Raw genomic sequence first — 12800 nt, forward strand, 5'->3', positions numbered from 1 at the left:
AGCTTGGACCTCTGAAGTGGGAATGAAAGCGAAGACTGGCACGAAGGAGCCTGTCGGTACAAAGGGCACAGGGCACTCAGGGCACAGGAGTTCACGACCGCTCGCCGGAACCGCCCGCGCGGCGCCTTCGCCGCTCACGCTCAGGCGTGGCCGGCTTGTGGGCTTCACCCTGAACGTTGGCCTCGATCGGACCAAAATCGGTGGGCTGGATCAGGCGCATCAGGGGGTAGTGGCCCCCGCGTCCGATATACACGTAGGCATTGCCGGGCCGCAGGAAATATCCGCAGGTCTGCACCCCGCCGATCTCGGTGTCCGGCAGGCGCTGAATCAAGACCCGCCCGCCGGTCAGCTGCGCGTGCAGACGGTCGTCCGCACCTGAGGCGCAGCGCAGCCTGAGCCACAGCAGCAGACTGACAGGATCGTGGTAGTCGGTGGTCAGCGGCTGAGAGACCTCCTCCTTGCCCTGGCGCAGGGTGATCAGTCCCGACCGCCGGTCGAACACGGTTTCGAAACTGGCCCGGCCACGGCCGTCGCCCTCGGCGTAGCCCTGACTGGTCAGCGCGCGTGGGTGCATACGGCTGGTTTGCACCCGCCGCACTTCCGGCAGCACCCCCCCGAAATCGGTCTGGACCCGGGCCACCAGCGAACTACGTTCGGTGTGCAGAGTCCACAGCTGTTCTCCAGCGTAACGGCCTCCCAGCGTGAGGGTCATGGTGAAGCTCTCGGAGCCCAGCTGCAGAGGAGCGGCGCTCAGTTCAGATCGTTCCAGAAACTCTCACCCGGCCCGGTCCACTCGGCGCCCAGCGCCTCGGCGGTGGTGGCGCCCACATCAGCGAAAGTCGCGCGGTCCCCCAGGGCCACCGGTTGCATCCCGGGACGCCAGGCCAGCAGCAGCCCGTGCTCACGGGTGTGATCGGTGCCGTGCCAGGTCGGATCGTTGCCGTGGTCGCTCAGGATCATCAGGGCACCATCCTGGGGAACAGCCGCCAGCAGTTCGGGAAGCGCAGCGTCAAACGCAGCCAGCGTGGCGCTGTAGCCCTGCGGGTCACGGCGGTGGCCGTACTTGCTGTCAAAGTCCACCAGATTGGTGAAGATCAGACCCCGCTCGGCTGTCTGTGCCGCCTGACGCATCCTGGCCAGGGTCTTGCGGATGCCGTCGGCATTGTCGTCGGTATGAATTTCCTCAGTAAAGCCCTGGTGGGCGTAGATGTCGGGAATCTTGCCGATGCCCACCACCGCCTGCCCGGTGGCCTTCACGGCGTCCAGCACGGTGGGGGGTGGGGTCAGGCTGTAGTCCTTGCGGTGCTCACTGGCGCGTTCGAAGGGGAACGCCCCCCGGAACGGCCGGGCGATTACCCGTGCCACCGCAAACTCTCCCTGCAGGATGTCGCGCGCCGCCTGACACCAGGCGTACAGCGTCTCCAGCGGCACCACATCCTCATGCGCGGCAATCTGAAACACGCTGTCGGCACTGGTGTACACGATGGGTGCGCCGGTCTTCAGATGCTCAGGACCGAAATCACGGATGACGTCGGTGCCGCTGTAGGGTTTGTTGCACAGGTGTCCGCGCCCGGTGGCTGCGTCAAAGCGGTCCATAACTGCGGGCGGAAAGCCGTCAGGAAATACCTGGAAGGGGTGTTGCAGCTGCACGCCCATAAATTCCCAGTGGCCGGTGCTGGTGTCCTTGCCGGGGCTGACCTCGCGCAGACGACCGTACCCACCCTCGGCGGGCACGGCAGGAATGGTCGCCTCGCTGGTCTGGACGCCCGTCACACTGGCCAGCCCCAGCCGCGCAAGATTCGGTAGTTTGACGGGTGCGGCCTCCAGCGTGTGATTGAGGGTATGTGAGCCGGCGTCCCCGAACTGCTCGGCATCGGGCAGCTCACCCACGCCCACGGAATCCAGCACGATGATGGTCAACAGCATGGCCCCAGTGTAAGCCCGGCCCCGGTCCTCTTCAGTCAACCGTGCAGGTGCTCACGGCCGCCTGCTGCACACATGCTACGCTGCCAGATGTGACCGTGCCCGCCGCTTCCAGCCCGCCCCAGACTGCCTTTTCCGCTGGCGTGGCCCCTCTGGACGGGCGGCCACATCTGGTCGCAGAGCACCTTGGCAAGACCTATGGGCGCCGGGCCGTGGTGCGGGACGCCAGCTTTATGGTGCGGCCCGGTGAGATCGTGGCCCTGTTCGGGCCGAACGGAGCCGGCAAGACCACCACTTTCTACATGCTGGTGGGTTTTATCCGGCCTGGGGCGGGACGTATTCATATCGGTGATCGGGACGTGACCCGCCTGCCCATGCATGAGCGCGCGCGGCTGGGGGTCGGCTACCTGCCCCAGGAGCCCAGCGCCTTTCGCAAGCTCACGGCCCGCGACAACCTGCTGGCCATCCTCGAATACCAGAAGCTGTCCAGAGCCGAGCAGGAAGCGCGCGCAGACTCGCTGCTGGCCGAGTTCGGATTGACCCATCTGGCCGGCAGCTACGCCTATCAGCTGTCCGGTGGCGAGCGGCGGCGCCTGGAACTTGCCCGTGCACTGACCACCGACCCGGACTACCTGCTGCTCGACGAGCCGTTTACCGGCGTGGACCCCAAGAGCATCCGTGAGATCCAGCGGTTGATCCGTGACTTGCGCGACCGGCGGGGCCTGGGTGTCTTTATTACCGATCACAACGTCCGCGAGACCATCGCCCTGACTGACCGCGTCTATCTGATGTATGACGGCGAGGTCAAGTTTGAGGGCACACCGCAGGAGTTCTCGCAGGATGAGGACGCCCGACGCCACTATCTGGGCGACGACTTCGAGCTGTAAGGAGAGGTAAGGCATGCTCTGGCTGTTCCTGCCCTTTGTGGTGATCCTGTCCGGCGTAGTGGCCTACGCCGCCGATACCATTGCCAAAAAGGTGGGCCGCCGTCATCTGCGCTGGTTCGGGCTGCGGCCCAAGCAGACTGCCCTGATCGTGGCGGTGCTTTCAGGCATGGGCATCAGCGCCGCCAGCCTGGCGGCATTTCTGGCCCTGAACAGCAGTGCGATCAATACCATCGCGCAGGCCGATCAGCTGAGGCCGAAGATCGAGGCCCTGAACAAGGACCTCAGGGCCGTGCAGGGCGAACTGGGTGCCGCCCAGAAGGAACGGGACCGGGCCCAGCAGGAAGCCGCACAGCTGCGTGAGCAGCAGCAGGCAGCCCTGCGTGATCTGGACTCCGCACGCCGTGATCTGAAAGCGGCCCGCGCCGCCGAGCAGACTCTTAAAACCGAAGCTCAGCGTCTGCAAAGGACCGTGCAGGCCATCGAGCAGCGGGCGCAGGAAAGCCGTACCCGGCTGGAAAAGTCCGAGGCTGCCCTGCAAGCCAGCCGCGCGCGCGCAGAGACGCTGGACGCACAGGTCCTGGATCTCGGGGCCCGGGCCGCACTCGCCGAACAGGAAGCCAGCAGCGCCCAGGACCGGGCGCGGGCTGCCCAGGTTCAGGCCGAGGAGGTGCTGGCCCGGGCCCGCTCAGCACAGGAGCGCGCTGAGCGGGCCGAGCAGCGTGCCCAGCAGGCCCAGGCGCGTGCGGTTCAGGTGGAAGCACGTGCAGTGCGGGCTGAAGCGCGGGCGGTTGAATCCGAAGCCCGCGTAGCTCAGTCGGTGGCCAGGGCATCTCAGGCTCAGCAGCAGGCAGAGGAGGCCCGGCAGAGCCTGAGCCGCCTGAGTGTTCAGGCACGTGCCCTGGAAGTTTCCAGACAGCAGGCAGAGACGGCCCTGGCTGCCGCGCAGCAGGCACGCGTGCAGGCGGAGAAGGAACGCCAGGTGGCTCAGAGCTCTCTGGATGCCCTGGCCACCGAGCGGGCCAAACTCACCTCGGACCGTGACCGCGTGGCCAGTGAGCGCAACCGGGCTGTCCAGGAGCGCGCCCAGGCCACCCGCGAACGGGACCAGGTTCGCCGGGATCTCGCTGCGCTGCGCACGCAACAGAGCCAGCTGCATGCAAGCAACGAGGCGCTGGCCCGTGATCTGGCCAGTACCCGGGCCTCGCTGGGCAAGCTCCAGGACGAGTACAGCAGCGCCCGCACCGAACTGAACGTCAGCCGCAATACTGAGCTGGCCTATCCCAAAAACGAGCTGGTGTACGCCGCAGTGGTGCCCAGCGTGCGCAGCCTGGATGCCTTTCTGTCCACGGCAGGCCGCGCCGCACAGGCCCGGGGTGCGCGGGGTACGCCGCCGGTGCGCCTGAGTGGCCCGGCCCGTACGGCGCTGGAGACCAAGCTGCGAGGCCTCAATGCCAGCACCTTCGTGCAGTGCCGCTCGGCGCAGAACAGTGCTGTAGGTTTTGCCGTCGACCTGAGCTGTGAAGCGCGCCCCAATGCCGTGCTGTACCGGGGCGGGGAAGTGATTCGCCGGACCACGGTCACACTGGGAGGCGGAACCTACGCCATGCAGCAGCAGATCAGCGATCTGGTCACGGACGCTGTGCTTGACCTGACCACGCGCGGGGTGCCCAACGAGTACATCACCAACCAGGGACTTGATGTCAATGAGTTCGTCACCCTGATCACCCGCCTGAGCAGCCGCGAGGGAAGCAGCGCCGTCGTGGGTATCGCCGCGCGCGAGGACGTCAAGCCTGGTGGGCGTGTCGATCTGTATCCCGTGCTGCCCTGAGCGGTCAGGGAGTGCTCAGGGTGCCCACAGGAGAGAGGAATGCCACTGGCTTCTCAGGCGTAGCGAACTCCGGCCCTGAAAACCAGCAAGTCCCGCTTTGAAGCGGGTCCTGCAGCGTGGTGCTCAAAATCAATACTAAAAATGCAGATCGTGTCAGCGGTCAAACTCTGGTCATCCCTGGCCGCTACACTCCCGGCATGCGCCGCGCCCTGTCTTTCCGCATTGCGTCCATGCTGAGCATTTCAGTTCTGCTGCATGCTCAGGCGTCTGCAGCACCGGTCCGGGTGGAGTTCTGGCATGCCATGACCGGGGTCAAGGACACGGTTGCTGGCTATGCCCGTGACTTCAACAAGAGCCAGAGCAGGTACGAGGTGGTTCCGGTCGCCCAGGGCAATTACCGCGAACTGCTGCCCAAGCTGCAGGCGGCCCTCAAGACTGGCAATGCCCCGGCGCTGGTGCAGCTGGAATTGACGCAGTTCCCGGCCCTGGCGGCCGCAGGTCAGCTGGCGGACCTGAGCCCTGCGGTCGACACGCTGCCGGCCGCAACCCGCAGCGACTTTTATCCGGCAGTCTGGCGGGCCGGGGAACTGGGCGGGAAGACCTATGGCCTGCCCTGGAATGTCAGCGTGCCGGTGCTGATGTACAACGCCGGACTGCTGAAAAAATCAGGTGTGTCCTTCGCCAACACCTGGGCCGGTCTGGAGGAGGCCAGCCGCAAACTGGCGACCGGTGGCCGGCGCCCGCTGGTTGCGGCAGCCGATGCCTGGACCTTTGAAGCAAACGTGCTGTCGCGGGGCGGACAGCTGGTGAACGGTACCCAGCCGGCCTTGAATGGACCAGACGCCGTGGAAGCCCTGACCCAGCTCGCGCGCATGGCGCAGGCTGGTCACGCGCAGCCACGCAGCCTCAACGAGGCCACGCGCGCGGCCTTCGACTTTGCCCGTGGTCAGAACGTTTTTGTGCTGGCCAGTGTGGCCAACTGGACGGACGCACGGCGTCTGCCATTTTTCAGCCTTGGTGTGGCTCCCTTTCCCTGTGAGAAACCCGGAGCCTGCACGGTTCCCCTGGGGGGTGGAACGCTGGCAGTGCCAAAGGTTAGCAGTGACCAGGAACAGGCTGGGGCAGTAGCCTTCTGGGCCTATCTGAATGAGCCTGCCCGTCTGGCCGACTGGGTCAGCACCACCGCCTATGCTCCTCCCCGGCGCAGTGTGACGCCCCTGCTCGACAGCTGGTATGCCAAAAACCCGCAGCTCAGGGCCGCCCATGGACAGATGAGCCGTGCGGTACCTCGTCCCACCACGCCAGCCTACGCCGAGTGGGTAAAGCTGCTGGAAGACGCCATTCTGGACGCCATAACAGGCAAGCAGAGTGCCCGCGCTGCTCTGGATGAGGCTCAGCGCCAGGCAAGTCGTTAGAACCCCCTACACTGCGGCACAGATGTCGGGACTGTCCTTGGTTTATCTGCTGCTGACTCTGTGCAGCGCGGCCGTATTGGTCTTGTGGTTACGTCGGCCTGGCTCAGTGCGGGCTGAGGTGATCTGGGGGCTGGCAACCATCTTGCCGTTGTTCGCTGCTCTGGTTGTGGCGCTGAGCCGGTAGGAGTGGTGCCTTCATGTCTCGGGGTGAAGAAGGACGTCATACGCTTGAGGCTAAGCTGAGATAAGCCGTTTAGAGTGGCTCGTTTTCCTGGACGAAATGACCTGCCGTTCATTATGAAGGGCAGGAGTCCGGGCGAGCATCTATACTCAGTTACCGATACCTCAGGCTGTTCATTTGCTGCAACTCAGTCGAGTGACTTGTGGCCCCCCTACGTGGTTACGTTTCTTAAGGAGACCCCATGCGCGTTCCCGTATTTTCCTTTCTTCTTCCTGCGCTGCTCCTCGCGTCCTGCGGGTCTTCTCCTCGTGACGCTGCTTCCGTTACGCCCAGTTCTCCTGCGCGGCTGCTGACGGTCAACGTCACGTCGGCACAGAGCGATGCTGAACTTGTCGCCCGGTATGGCGGTCAGGTGGTGCTGCGGACAACCACCTTCGCCGTGATAGGAGATCCTCAAGCGACCCTGAGTCCTCAGACGGCGCTGGTGAGCGGGGTTGAGCCTAACCGGGGGGTCCTGCAGGCTGCCGGTGCTGTTGGCCTATGGGGCAATGGAGCCGTCGGGCTCTGGGGCAACGGCGCTGTTGGCTTGTGGGGCAATGGTGCGGTGGGTTTATGGGCAAATGGCGCAGTTGGCTTGTGGGGCAACGGGGCCGAGAACTTCTGGACCGACGGGCAATACACAGCGCTGCCTGCCAATACCGAGGCCTGGAAAAGCATTGAACTTGAAGGCGCTTACCGTAATGTGCAGCGCTTGGGCAAGGACATCACCATAGCTGTGATCGATACTGGTGTGGACGTGGACCACCCTATGTTTCAGGGCCGCCTGAGTGACTCTTCTACCTGGAAGGATTTTGTCGATGGCGATGATCTGCCCCAGGAAGTCGGCACCGCAGGGGAGGGCGAATTCGGCCATGGCACGGTGATCGCCGGGATCGCTGCTCAGATTGCCCCCAATGCCCGGCTCATGCCCCTGCGGGTGCTGAACCCCGAGGGCGGCGGTGACGTATTGAATGTTGCCGCAGCCATTGTCTGGGCGGCTGATCGTGGTGCGGATGTCATCAACCTCAGCCTGGGAACCTCAGAGTCCGTGCACGCAATCCAGGCTGCTATCGAGTACGCCAATGTCAAGGGTATCGTCGTGGCGGCGGCAGCCGGGAACTCGGGACAGAGCTCGCTGGACTATCCTGCCTCGAGCTTTGGAGATTCCTCTCTGAACATCTCTGTGGGCAGCGTGAATAACAGCTGGAATCACAGCACTTTCTCGTCCTACGGTAAGAGACTGCAGCTGAATGCCCCTGGCGAGATCATTGTCGGGCCCTTCCCGGGACAACGCGCTGCCCAGTGGACCGGCACCTCCATGAGCACCCCAGTCGTGGCCGGCGCCCTGGCCCTGGGCCTGGGTGAAGGCCGCACACCCCGGGAAGCTGTCGGTGCCCTGAGGGCTACGGCCGTGTCTATTGATTCGGTGGACGGGAACAAGGCCTACGCCGGGCAGTTGGGGCGTGGACGGCTTGACCTGGATGCTTATACCAGTTCCCAATAATTGAAAAACATCTGAGAGGGCCAGCGGCGTATGCTGATGCCCACTGTTATGTCGATGCGTCCAGACCAGGATCCCTCACCCTCGGAAGAACGCGGCGACGCCACCGAACCCCCATCATTGTCTGCCCTGGAGGCGCAACTGGTGCAGGCAGAAGCGGCGGTTCGCACGGGCGAGTTTGCAGTTGCCTATCAGGCGCTGCAGGCCAGCGAAGCGCATGAGCAGCTCGGCGCCCGTCGGCAGTTGGTTGCGGGCCTGATCTGCCGCAGCGAGGGCAGGAGCAGAGAGGCCCTGCGCTGTTTCCAGCAGGCCATCGCGACCGCGCAGCACTTCGGGCAGCCTGGCCTTCAGGCGGACGCCCTGATGCAGCTTGCACAGGAGCAGCACCGGCAACTGCATAGTCGGGAAGCCCTGCGGACCCTCAGGGACGCGCTGAGCATCCGGGAGGAGCTTGGTGATGTTGCCGGGATGGTCTACGCCCAAAGTAATGTCGCCCTGATCCTGATTGCCCTCGGAGAGCAGGAGAAGGCACTCTCTGTCCTTCAGGAGGCCCTGGGTTCCCTGAAGGAGTCCGGACTTCCTGCACCGGAAATTCATGTTCGTGCGAACCTTGGCATGCTGCTGCTTGAGCGCAATGATGTTGAGGAAGCCAGGGCACAGTTTCTGAAGGCACTGGCGCTGGCTGACCACAATGGAGACCCTGCTTCCCGGATCACCCTTGCCTTGAACGCAGGTGAAGCTTCCCGGCAGCTGGGAGATCTGGAGACCGCACGCGGTTACCTGCAAGAAGCCCTGACCGGCGCCCGGCACCTCAGTGACCTGCGTCTGCAGGCGGCGGCGCTGCACAGCCTGGCCCTGATGCATGCTGCCGCCAACGAGCATAAGGTGGCCGAGGACTACCTGCATGACGCCTACCGGCTGGCGGAGCAGCAGGGCGATCTGGATGCCCAGATCGATGCTCTGCTGGGTCTGGGCGGGTCGCTGCTGGGACGCCATGAGACGCTGCAGGCTGCCGATTCCCTGTCGCGGGCCTTAACCCTGAGCGAACTTGGGTCCCGGAGACTGAAACAGGTCCAGGCCCATCTTCTGCTGGCGAGCGCGCACGAGCCACGCGAACCGTATGAGACGATCTGGCACCTGCGGCGGGTCATGGAATTGCAGGGTGAACTGAGCAACGAAAGCAGAGAGCAGCAGCTGCGTGACGTCACTGCGCAGCTGGAGGTCGAAAGTGCCAAGCGCACTGCGGAGTACGAGCGTGAGCTGCGCGAGCAGGCCGAGCACACGGTGCAGGCCCAGCTCATTGAGCTGGAACGTGGCCGGCTGACTGACCACCTGACTGGTCTGCCCAATCGCCTGATGCTCAGCGCCCACCTGGATCAGGTCAGCCGGCAGGCCCAGCCGTTCACACTGGTGATGCTGGACATCGACCAGTTCAGATTCCTCAATGACTCGCACGGGTATGACGTTGCAGACAGCCTGCTGCGCCTTGTGGCGACCCGATTACAGGAGGCGGTGCATCCCGGAGAGACCCTGGCACGCACCGGTCCTGATGAATTCACCCTGCTCAGTCCATCGGGGATGGTCGAAGAACTCAGAAACCGCGTCTCCGGTGCCTTGCAGGGCCTGACCCTGGGTACAGGAACATCCAGTGTGCCTGTCACGGTCAGTGCCGGGGCAGCCTGCTGGCCTGACCATGGCCTCCGGGCAGATGAGGTGCGGCGTGTGACGACAGTGGCGCTGCAGGAGGCCCAGCGCGAAGGCCATGCCTGGCGGGTCTATGATCCGGCCCAGCACACCGGCCCAGGTCTGGAGCAGGCCCTGGCGACAGCCCTTTCAAATGGTGAGTTTGAACTGCACTATCAGCCGGTGGTGGATGACCCGTCCGGACAGGTCGTGAGTGCTGAGGCGCTGCTGCGCTGGAACAGCGCGGTGCACGGTCCACAGAGTCCGGCCGTCTTTATTCCGCTGCTGGAGCGCAGCGGCCAGATCGTGCGGGTTGGCGAGTGGGTGCTGCACGAAGCGTGCCGCGCCGCGGCCGGATGGGGTGGGGTACGGGTGGCGGTCAATCTTTCTGCGCTGCAGTTCGCAAGCGGTGACCTGATCGGTACGGTGCGCAGCGCCCTGGACAGCAGTGGGTTACCTCCGGAGCAGCTGGAGCTGGAAATTACCGAGAGCCTGATGATGCAGAATCCGACCCGCACTGCTGACCTGCTCGACCGGCTGCGGTCACTGGGTGTAGGCGTCATGCTCGACGATTTTGGTACGGGCTACAGCAGCCTGAGCTACATCCACCACTTTGCTCTGAGCGGAGTCAAGATCGACCGTGAGTTTGTGCGGCAGCTGGACACCGAAACCAGGGCGCGCGGTCAGGTAATTATCCGCGCAGTCGTGCAGATCTGCGGCGATTTAGGTCTGAAGGTCGTGGCCGAAGGCATCGAGACGCAGGCACAGCGTGAAGTGCTGCGCGAAATGAGCGTTTCGCAGATGCAGGGCTTTCTGTTCGCGCGTCCTGCTCTCAACTGGACGCCAGCCTCCTGGCTGCCACTGGAACACTGAGCTGTACTGGCGTCTTGTTCTGTTCCCTGTTATTCGCCAAGGTAGCGGCGCAGGTCATCGATGCTGTGACTGTTGCCAATGACAACCAGACGGTCATGGTGACGCACCTCATGCTCGGCGCGGGGAGTCACCTCCACCTTGCCGGCGCGGCTCACGGCAATCACCTGCACGCTGAAGCGCCCGGTGAGGTTCAGGTCCCGCAGGGTGCCACGTAAGCGCTCGTTGGCCTCGATTTCCACAATCGCGTAATCGCCGCCCAGGTCCAGGGTGTCCACGATATTGGGGGTAGCAATCTGCCGGGCCAGCCGCACGCCCATGTCATGTTCCGGGCGAATGACCAGGTCGGCCCCAATGCGCTCCAGCACCCGGCGGGCCATCTCGTCAACAGCCTTGCACACCACGTAGGGGGCTCCCAGGCTCTTGGCGTTCATGGTGGCCAGAATGTTGGCCTGCACATCGGTACCGATGGCCACCACCACGACGTCGAAGTCCTGCGCCCCGATGGACCGCAGCGCCCGCTCATCGGTGGCGTCCACGATGGCCGCGTGGGTCACGAGGTTCATGACGCGCTCCACGTTCTCCTCGTTCTGATCAATGGCGACCACCTCGTGGCCCATCTCGTAGAGCGTGGTGGCGACGGCGGTTCCGAACCGCCCCAGGCCGATAACAAGGCATTGCTTGATCTTCATTCAGTCCTCTCTGAGATGCAGCGTAGCAGGGCTGAGATACGGGCCGGGGGTCAGGAGACAAGCGTAGTCCGGGTGGTCTGCCGGTTGATCGTTATACCGGGCCCGCGCTTGTCAGCCTAGGGATTTACCCCACCAGGATGTCCTGTTCAGCCGGGTACTTGATGGCGTTGCGCCGTTGCTGGCGCTGATTGAGGGCCAGCGCGAAGGTCACGGGTCCGATACGGCCCAGGTACATCAGCACGGTCAGAATCAGCAGACCTGGGTCATTGACGAGATGGGTGGTGTTCATGGTGAGGCCCACGGTGGCGGCGGCACTGACGGTCTCGAACAGCAGATGGGTAAAGCCCAGCTCCGGATTGGTGACCAGCATGGCAAAAAATGCCGTGAACACCAGCAGGGTGTAAATGGTGGTGATGGTCCCGGCCCGCACGACGTTCTCCGGCAGGATGCGCCGCTTGAAGGTGATCAGCTCGGTCCGGCCGCTGACCAGATTCCAGGCACTGCCCAGAAGAATGGCAAAGGTGCTCGTCTTGATGCCTCCGCCGGTTGAACCGCTGTTGGCACCGATAAACATCAGGGCGATCATCAGAAAGAGACTGGCGTTGGTCAGGCTTTCTATATCCACCGTAGCGAAGCCGCCGGAGCGCGGAGTGACACTCTGAAAAAAGGCCGTCAGCAGCCGTCCCCCCATGCCCAGGTCTCCAAGCGTCCGGGTGTTGTGCCATTCCAGCAGCAGCAGCGCCAACGTGCCCAGCACCAGCAGCGCAGCCGTCGTGCTCAGCGTAAGCTTGCTGTACACCAGCAGGCGGTTACGCCGGGGGCTGCGCCAGTGGGCCAGCACGTTGAGCTGCACCAGGAAACCCAGGCCACCGAGAATAATCTGCAGGGCAATCACACCGGACACCAGTGGATCCTGGGCGTACTGGGCCATGCCACCGGGCATCACCACAAAGCCCGCGTTGTTGTAAGCACTGATGGAGTGAAAGACCGCGTGGTACAGGCCCTCACCCCAGCCGAACTGAGGCACGAAGCGCAGCGCCAGCAGAGCCGCCCCAGCGGCCTCCGCCACCATGGTGTACAGGAAAATGGTCCGCACGAGAGACAGCACGCTGCCTACGTTCAGTGCATTGATCTGCTGCACCAGATGCTGGCGCTCGGTGAAGTTCACGCGCCGTCCTGCCAACAGGGCGAACAGCGTTCCGAACGCGATGATGCCCAGGCCGCCAATCTGCGAAAGCAGAATAATGATGACCTGTCCCGTGCGGGTAAAGACCTCCGCAGTGTCGGCGACAACCAGACCGGTAATACAGATGGCGCTGGTGGCCGTAAACAGCAGATCGATGCTGTTGAGCTTCGCCCCTGGGGTCGTCACGCCGGGCAGATGCAGCAGCAGGGTCCCCACCACGATTCCCACGATGTAGACCAGGGCAATGAGTTGCGGAGGTTGAAGCCGCGAAATCAGGGTCCGCTGAGGCCGGGGAGACAAAGGAGTCAAGGTCATGAAGTCTGGGAAAGCTGCCTGTTTTCTGAGGAGCGACGTTGGTCCGGCGAGCAGCCGGGCTGAAAGGCCGCAGGAAACAGCAGGCCCAGGCGCCCCAGGAACAGAGCAAGACCAGGCACAGGCTGATGAACAGGGCGGGGTCGGCTTCCTTTGTTCAGAACCTCCGCCGTGGCTACAGCACCGGTACCGCCCGGGCAGCGCCGTGCTGGAACAACCTGCAGTGGAAGCGGCAGACTGAAAAGAGTCAGCCACGGCCGGCCGCTCGGCCCACCACAGGCAG

9 protein-coding genes are annotated in these 12800 nt (G+C 64.0%); 5 read left to right on the forward strand and 4 right to left on the reverse strand.

Annotation, left to right across the window (positions count from 1 at the left end; all coding sequences use genetic code 11):
- Positions 1–91: 91 nt before the first annotated feature.
- Positions 92–712 (reverse strand): hypothetical protein, encoded by a 621-nt coding sequence (locus DEIDE_RS02135; RefSeq protein ID WP_012692320.1) that lies wholly within the window; start codon positions 710–712, stop codon positions 92–94.
- A gap of 38 nt (positions 713–750) precedes the next feature.
- Positions 751–1926, reverse strand: coding sequence for a phosphopentomutase (locus tag DEIDE_RS02140; RefSeq protein ID WP_012692321.1), 1176 nt, complete (start codon positions 1924–1926; stop codon positions 751–753).
- 89 nt (positions 1927–2015) lie between these two features.
- Between DEIDE_RS02140 and lptB the strand changes: the two genes are divergently transcribed.
- The 5 genes from lptB (at position 2016) to DEIDE_RS17885 (ending at position 10330) form a co-directional block, all read left to right on the forward strand.
- Positions 2016–2810, forward strand: coding sequence for an LPS export ABC transporter ATP-binding protein (gene lptB, locus DEIDE_RS02145; protein WP_415543178.1), 795 nt, complete (start codon positions 2016–2018; stop codon positions 2808–2810).
- Between the two features lie 13 nt (positions 2811–2823).
- Positions 2824–4638: a DUF3084 domain-containing protein gene (locus tag DEIDE_RS02150; RefSeq protein WP_012692323.1), complete on the forward strand. Its 1815-nt coding sequence runs from the start codon at positions 2824–2826 to the stop codon at positions 4636–4638.
- A 197-nt stretch (positions 4639–4835) separates the two neighbouring features.
- Entirely contained in the window at positions 4836–6053 is a 1218-nt protein-coding gene (locus tag DEIDE_RS02155) for an ABC transporter substrate-binding protein (RefSeq protein WP_012692324.1), read from the forward strand.
- A gap of 422 nt (positions 6054–6475) precedes the next feature.
- On the forward strand, positions 6476–7777 hold the full coding sequence (locus DEIDE_RS17880) for a S8 family serine peptidase (RefSeq protein WP_012692325.1): 1302 nt from the start codon (positions 6476–6478) through the stop codon (positions 7775–7777).
- A gap of 48 nt (positions 7778–7825) precedes the next feature.
- Positions 7826–10330 (forward strand): EAL domain-containing protein, encoded by a 2505-nt coding sequence (locus DEIDE_RS17885; RefSeq protein WP_162485378.1) that lies wholly within the window; start codon positions 7826–7828, stop codon positions 10328–10330.
- Between the two features lie 29 nt (positions 10331–10359).
- Here the strand turns inward: DEIDE_RS17885 and DEIDE_RS02170 are convergent, their stop codons facing one another.
- On the reverse strand, positions 10360–11019 hold the full coding sequence (locus tag DEIDE_RS02170; RefSeq protein ID WP_012692327.1) for a potassium channel family protein: 660 nt from the start codon (positions 11017–11019) through the stop codon (positions 10360–10362).
- 124 nt (positions 11020–11143) lie between these two features.
- Positions 11144–12520, reverse strand: a complete 1377-nt coding sequence (locus DEIDE_RS02175; RefSeq protein WP_012692328.1) for a TrkH family potassium uptake protein — start codon at positions 12518–12520, stop codon at positions 11144–11146.
- Between the last annotated feature and the right edge of the window lie 280 nt (positions 12521–12800).

Source organism: Deinococcus deserti VCD115 (genome assembly GCF_000020685.1).
Taxonomy (GTDB): Bacteria; Deinococcota; Deinococci; order Deinococcales; family Deinococcaceae; genus Deinococcus; species Deinococcus deserti.

Coding starts and splice junctions, on each gene's coding strand:
- DEIDE_RS02175 (WP_012692328.1), bottom strand. CDS start 12,520: ATGACCTTGACTCCTTTGTCTCCCCGGCCTCAGCGGACCCTGATTTCG.
- DEIDE_RS02155 (WP_012692324.1), top strand. CDS start 4,836: ATGCGCCGCGCCCTGTCTTTCCGCATTGCGTCCATGCTGAGCATTTCA.
- DEIDE_RS02150 (WP_012692323.1), top strand. CDS start 2,824: ATGCTCTGGCTGTTCCTGCCCTTTGTGGTGATCCTGTCCGGCGTAGTG.
- DEIDE_RS17885 (WP_162485378.1), top strand. CDS start 7,826: ATGTCGATGCGTCCAGACCAGGATCCCTCACCCTCGGAAGAACGCGGC.
- DEIDE_RS02140 (WP_012692321.1), bottom strand. CDS start 1,926: ATGCTGTTGACCATCATCGTGCTGGATTCCGTGGGCGTGGGTGAGCTG.
- DEIDE_RS02170 (WP_012692327.1), bottom strand. CDS start 11,019: ATGAAGATCAAGCAATGCCTTGTTATCGGCCTGGGGCGGTTCGGAACC.
- DEIDE_RS17880 (WP_012692325.1), top strand. CDS start 6,476: ATGCGCGTTCCCGTATTTTCCTTTCTTCTTCCTGCGCTGCTCCTCGCG.
- DEIDE_RS02135 (WP_012692320.1), bottom strand. CDS start 712: ATGACCCTCACGCTGGGAGGCCGTTACGCTGGAGAACAGCTGTGGACT.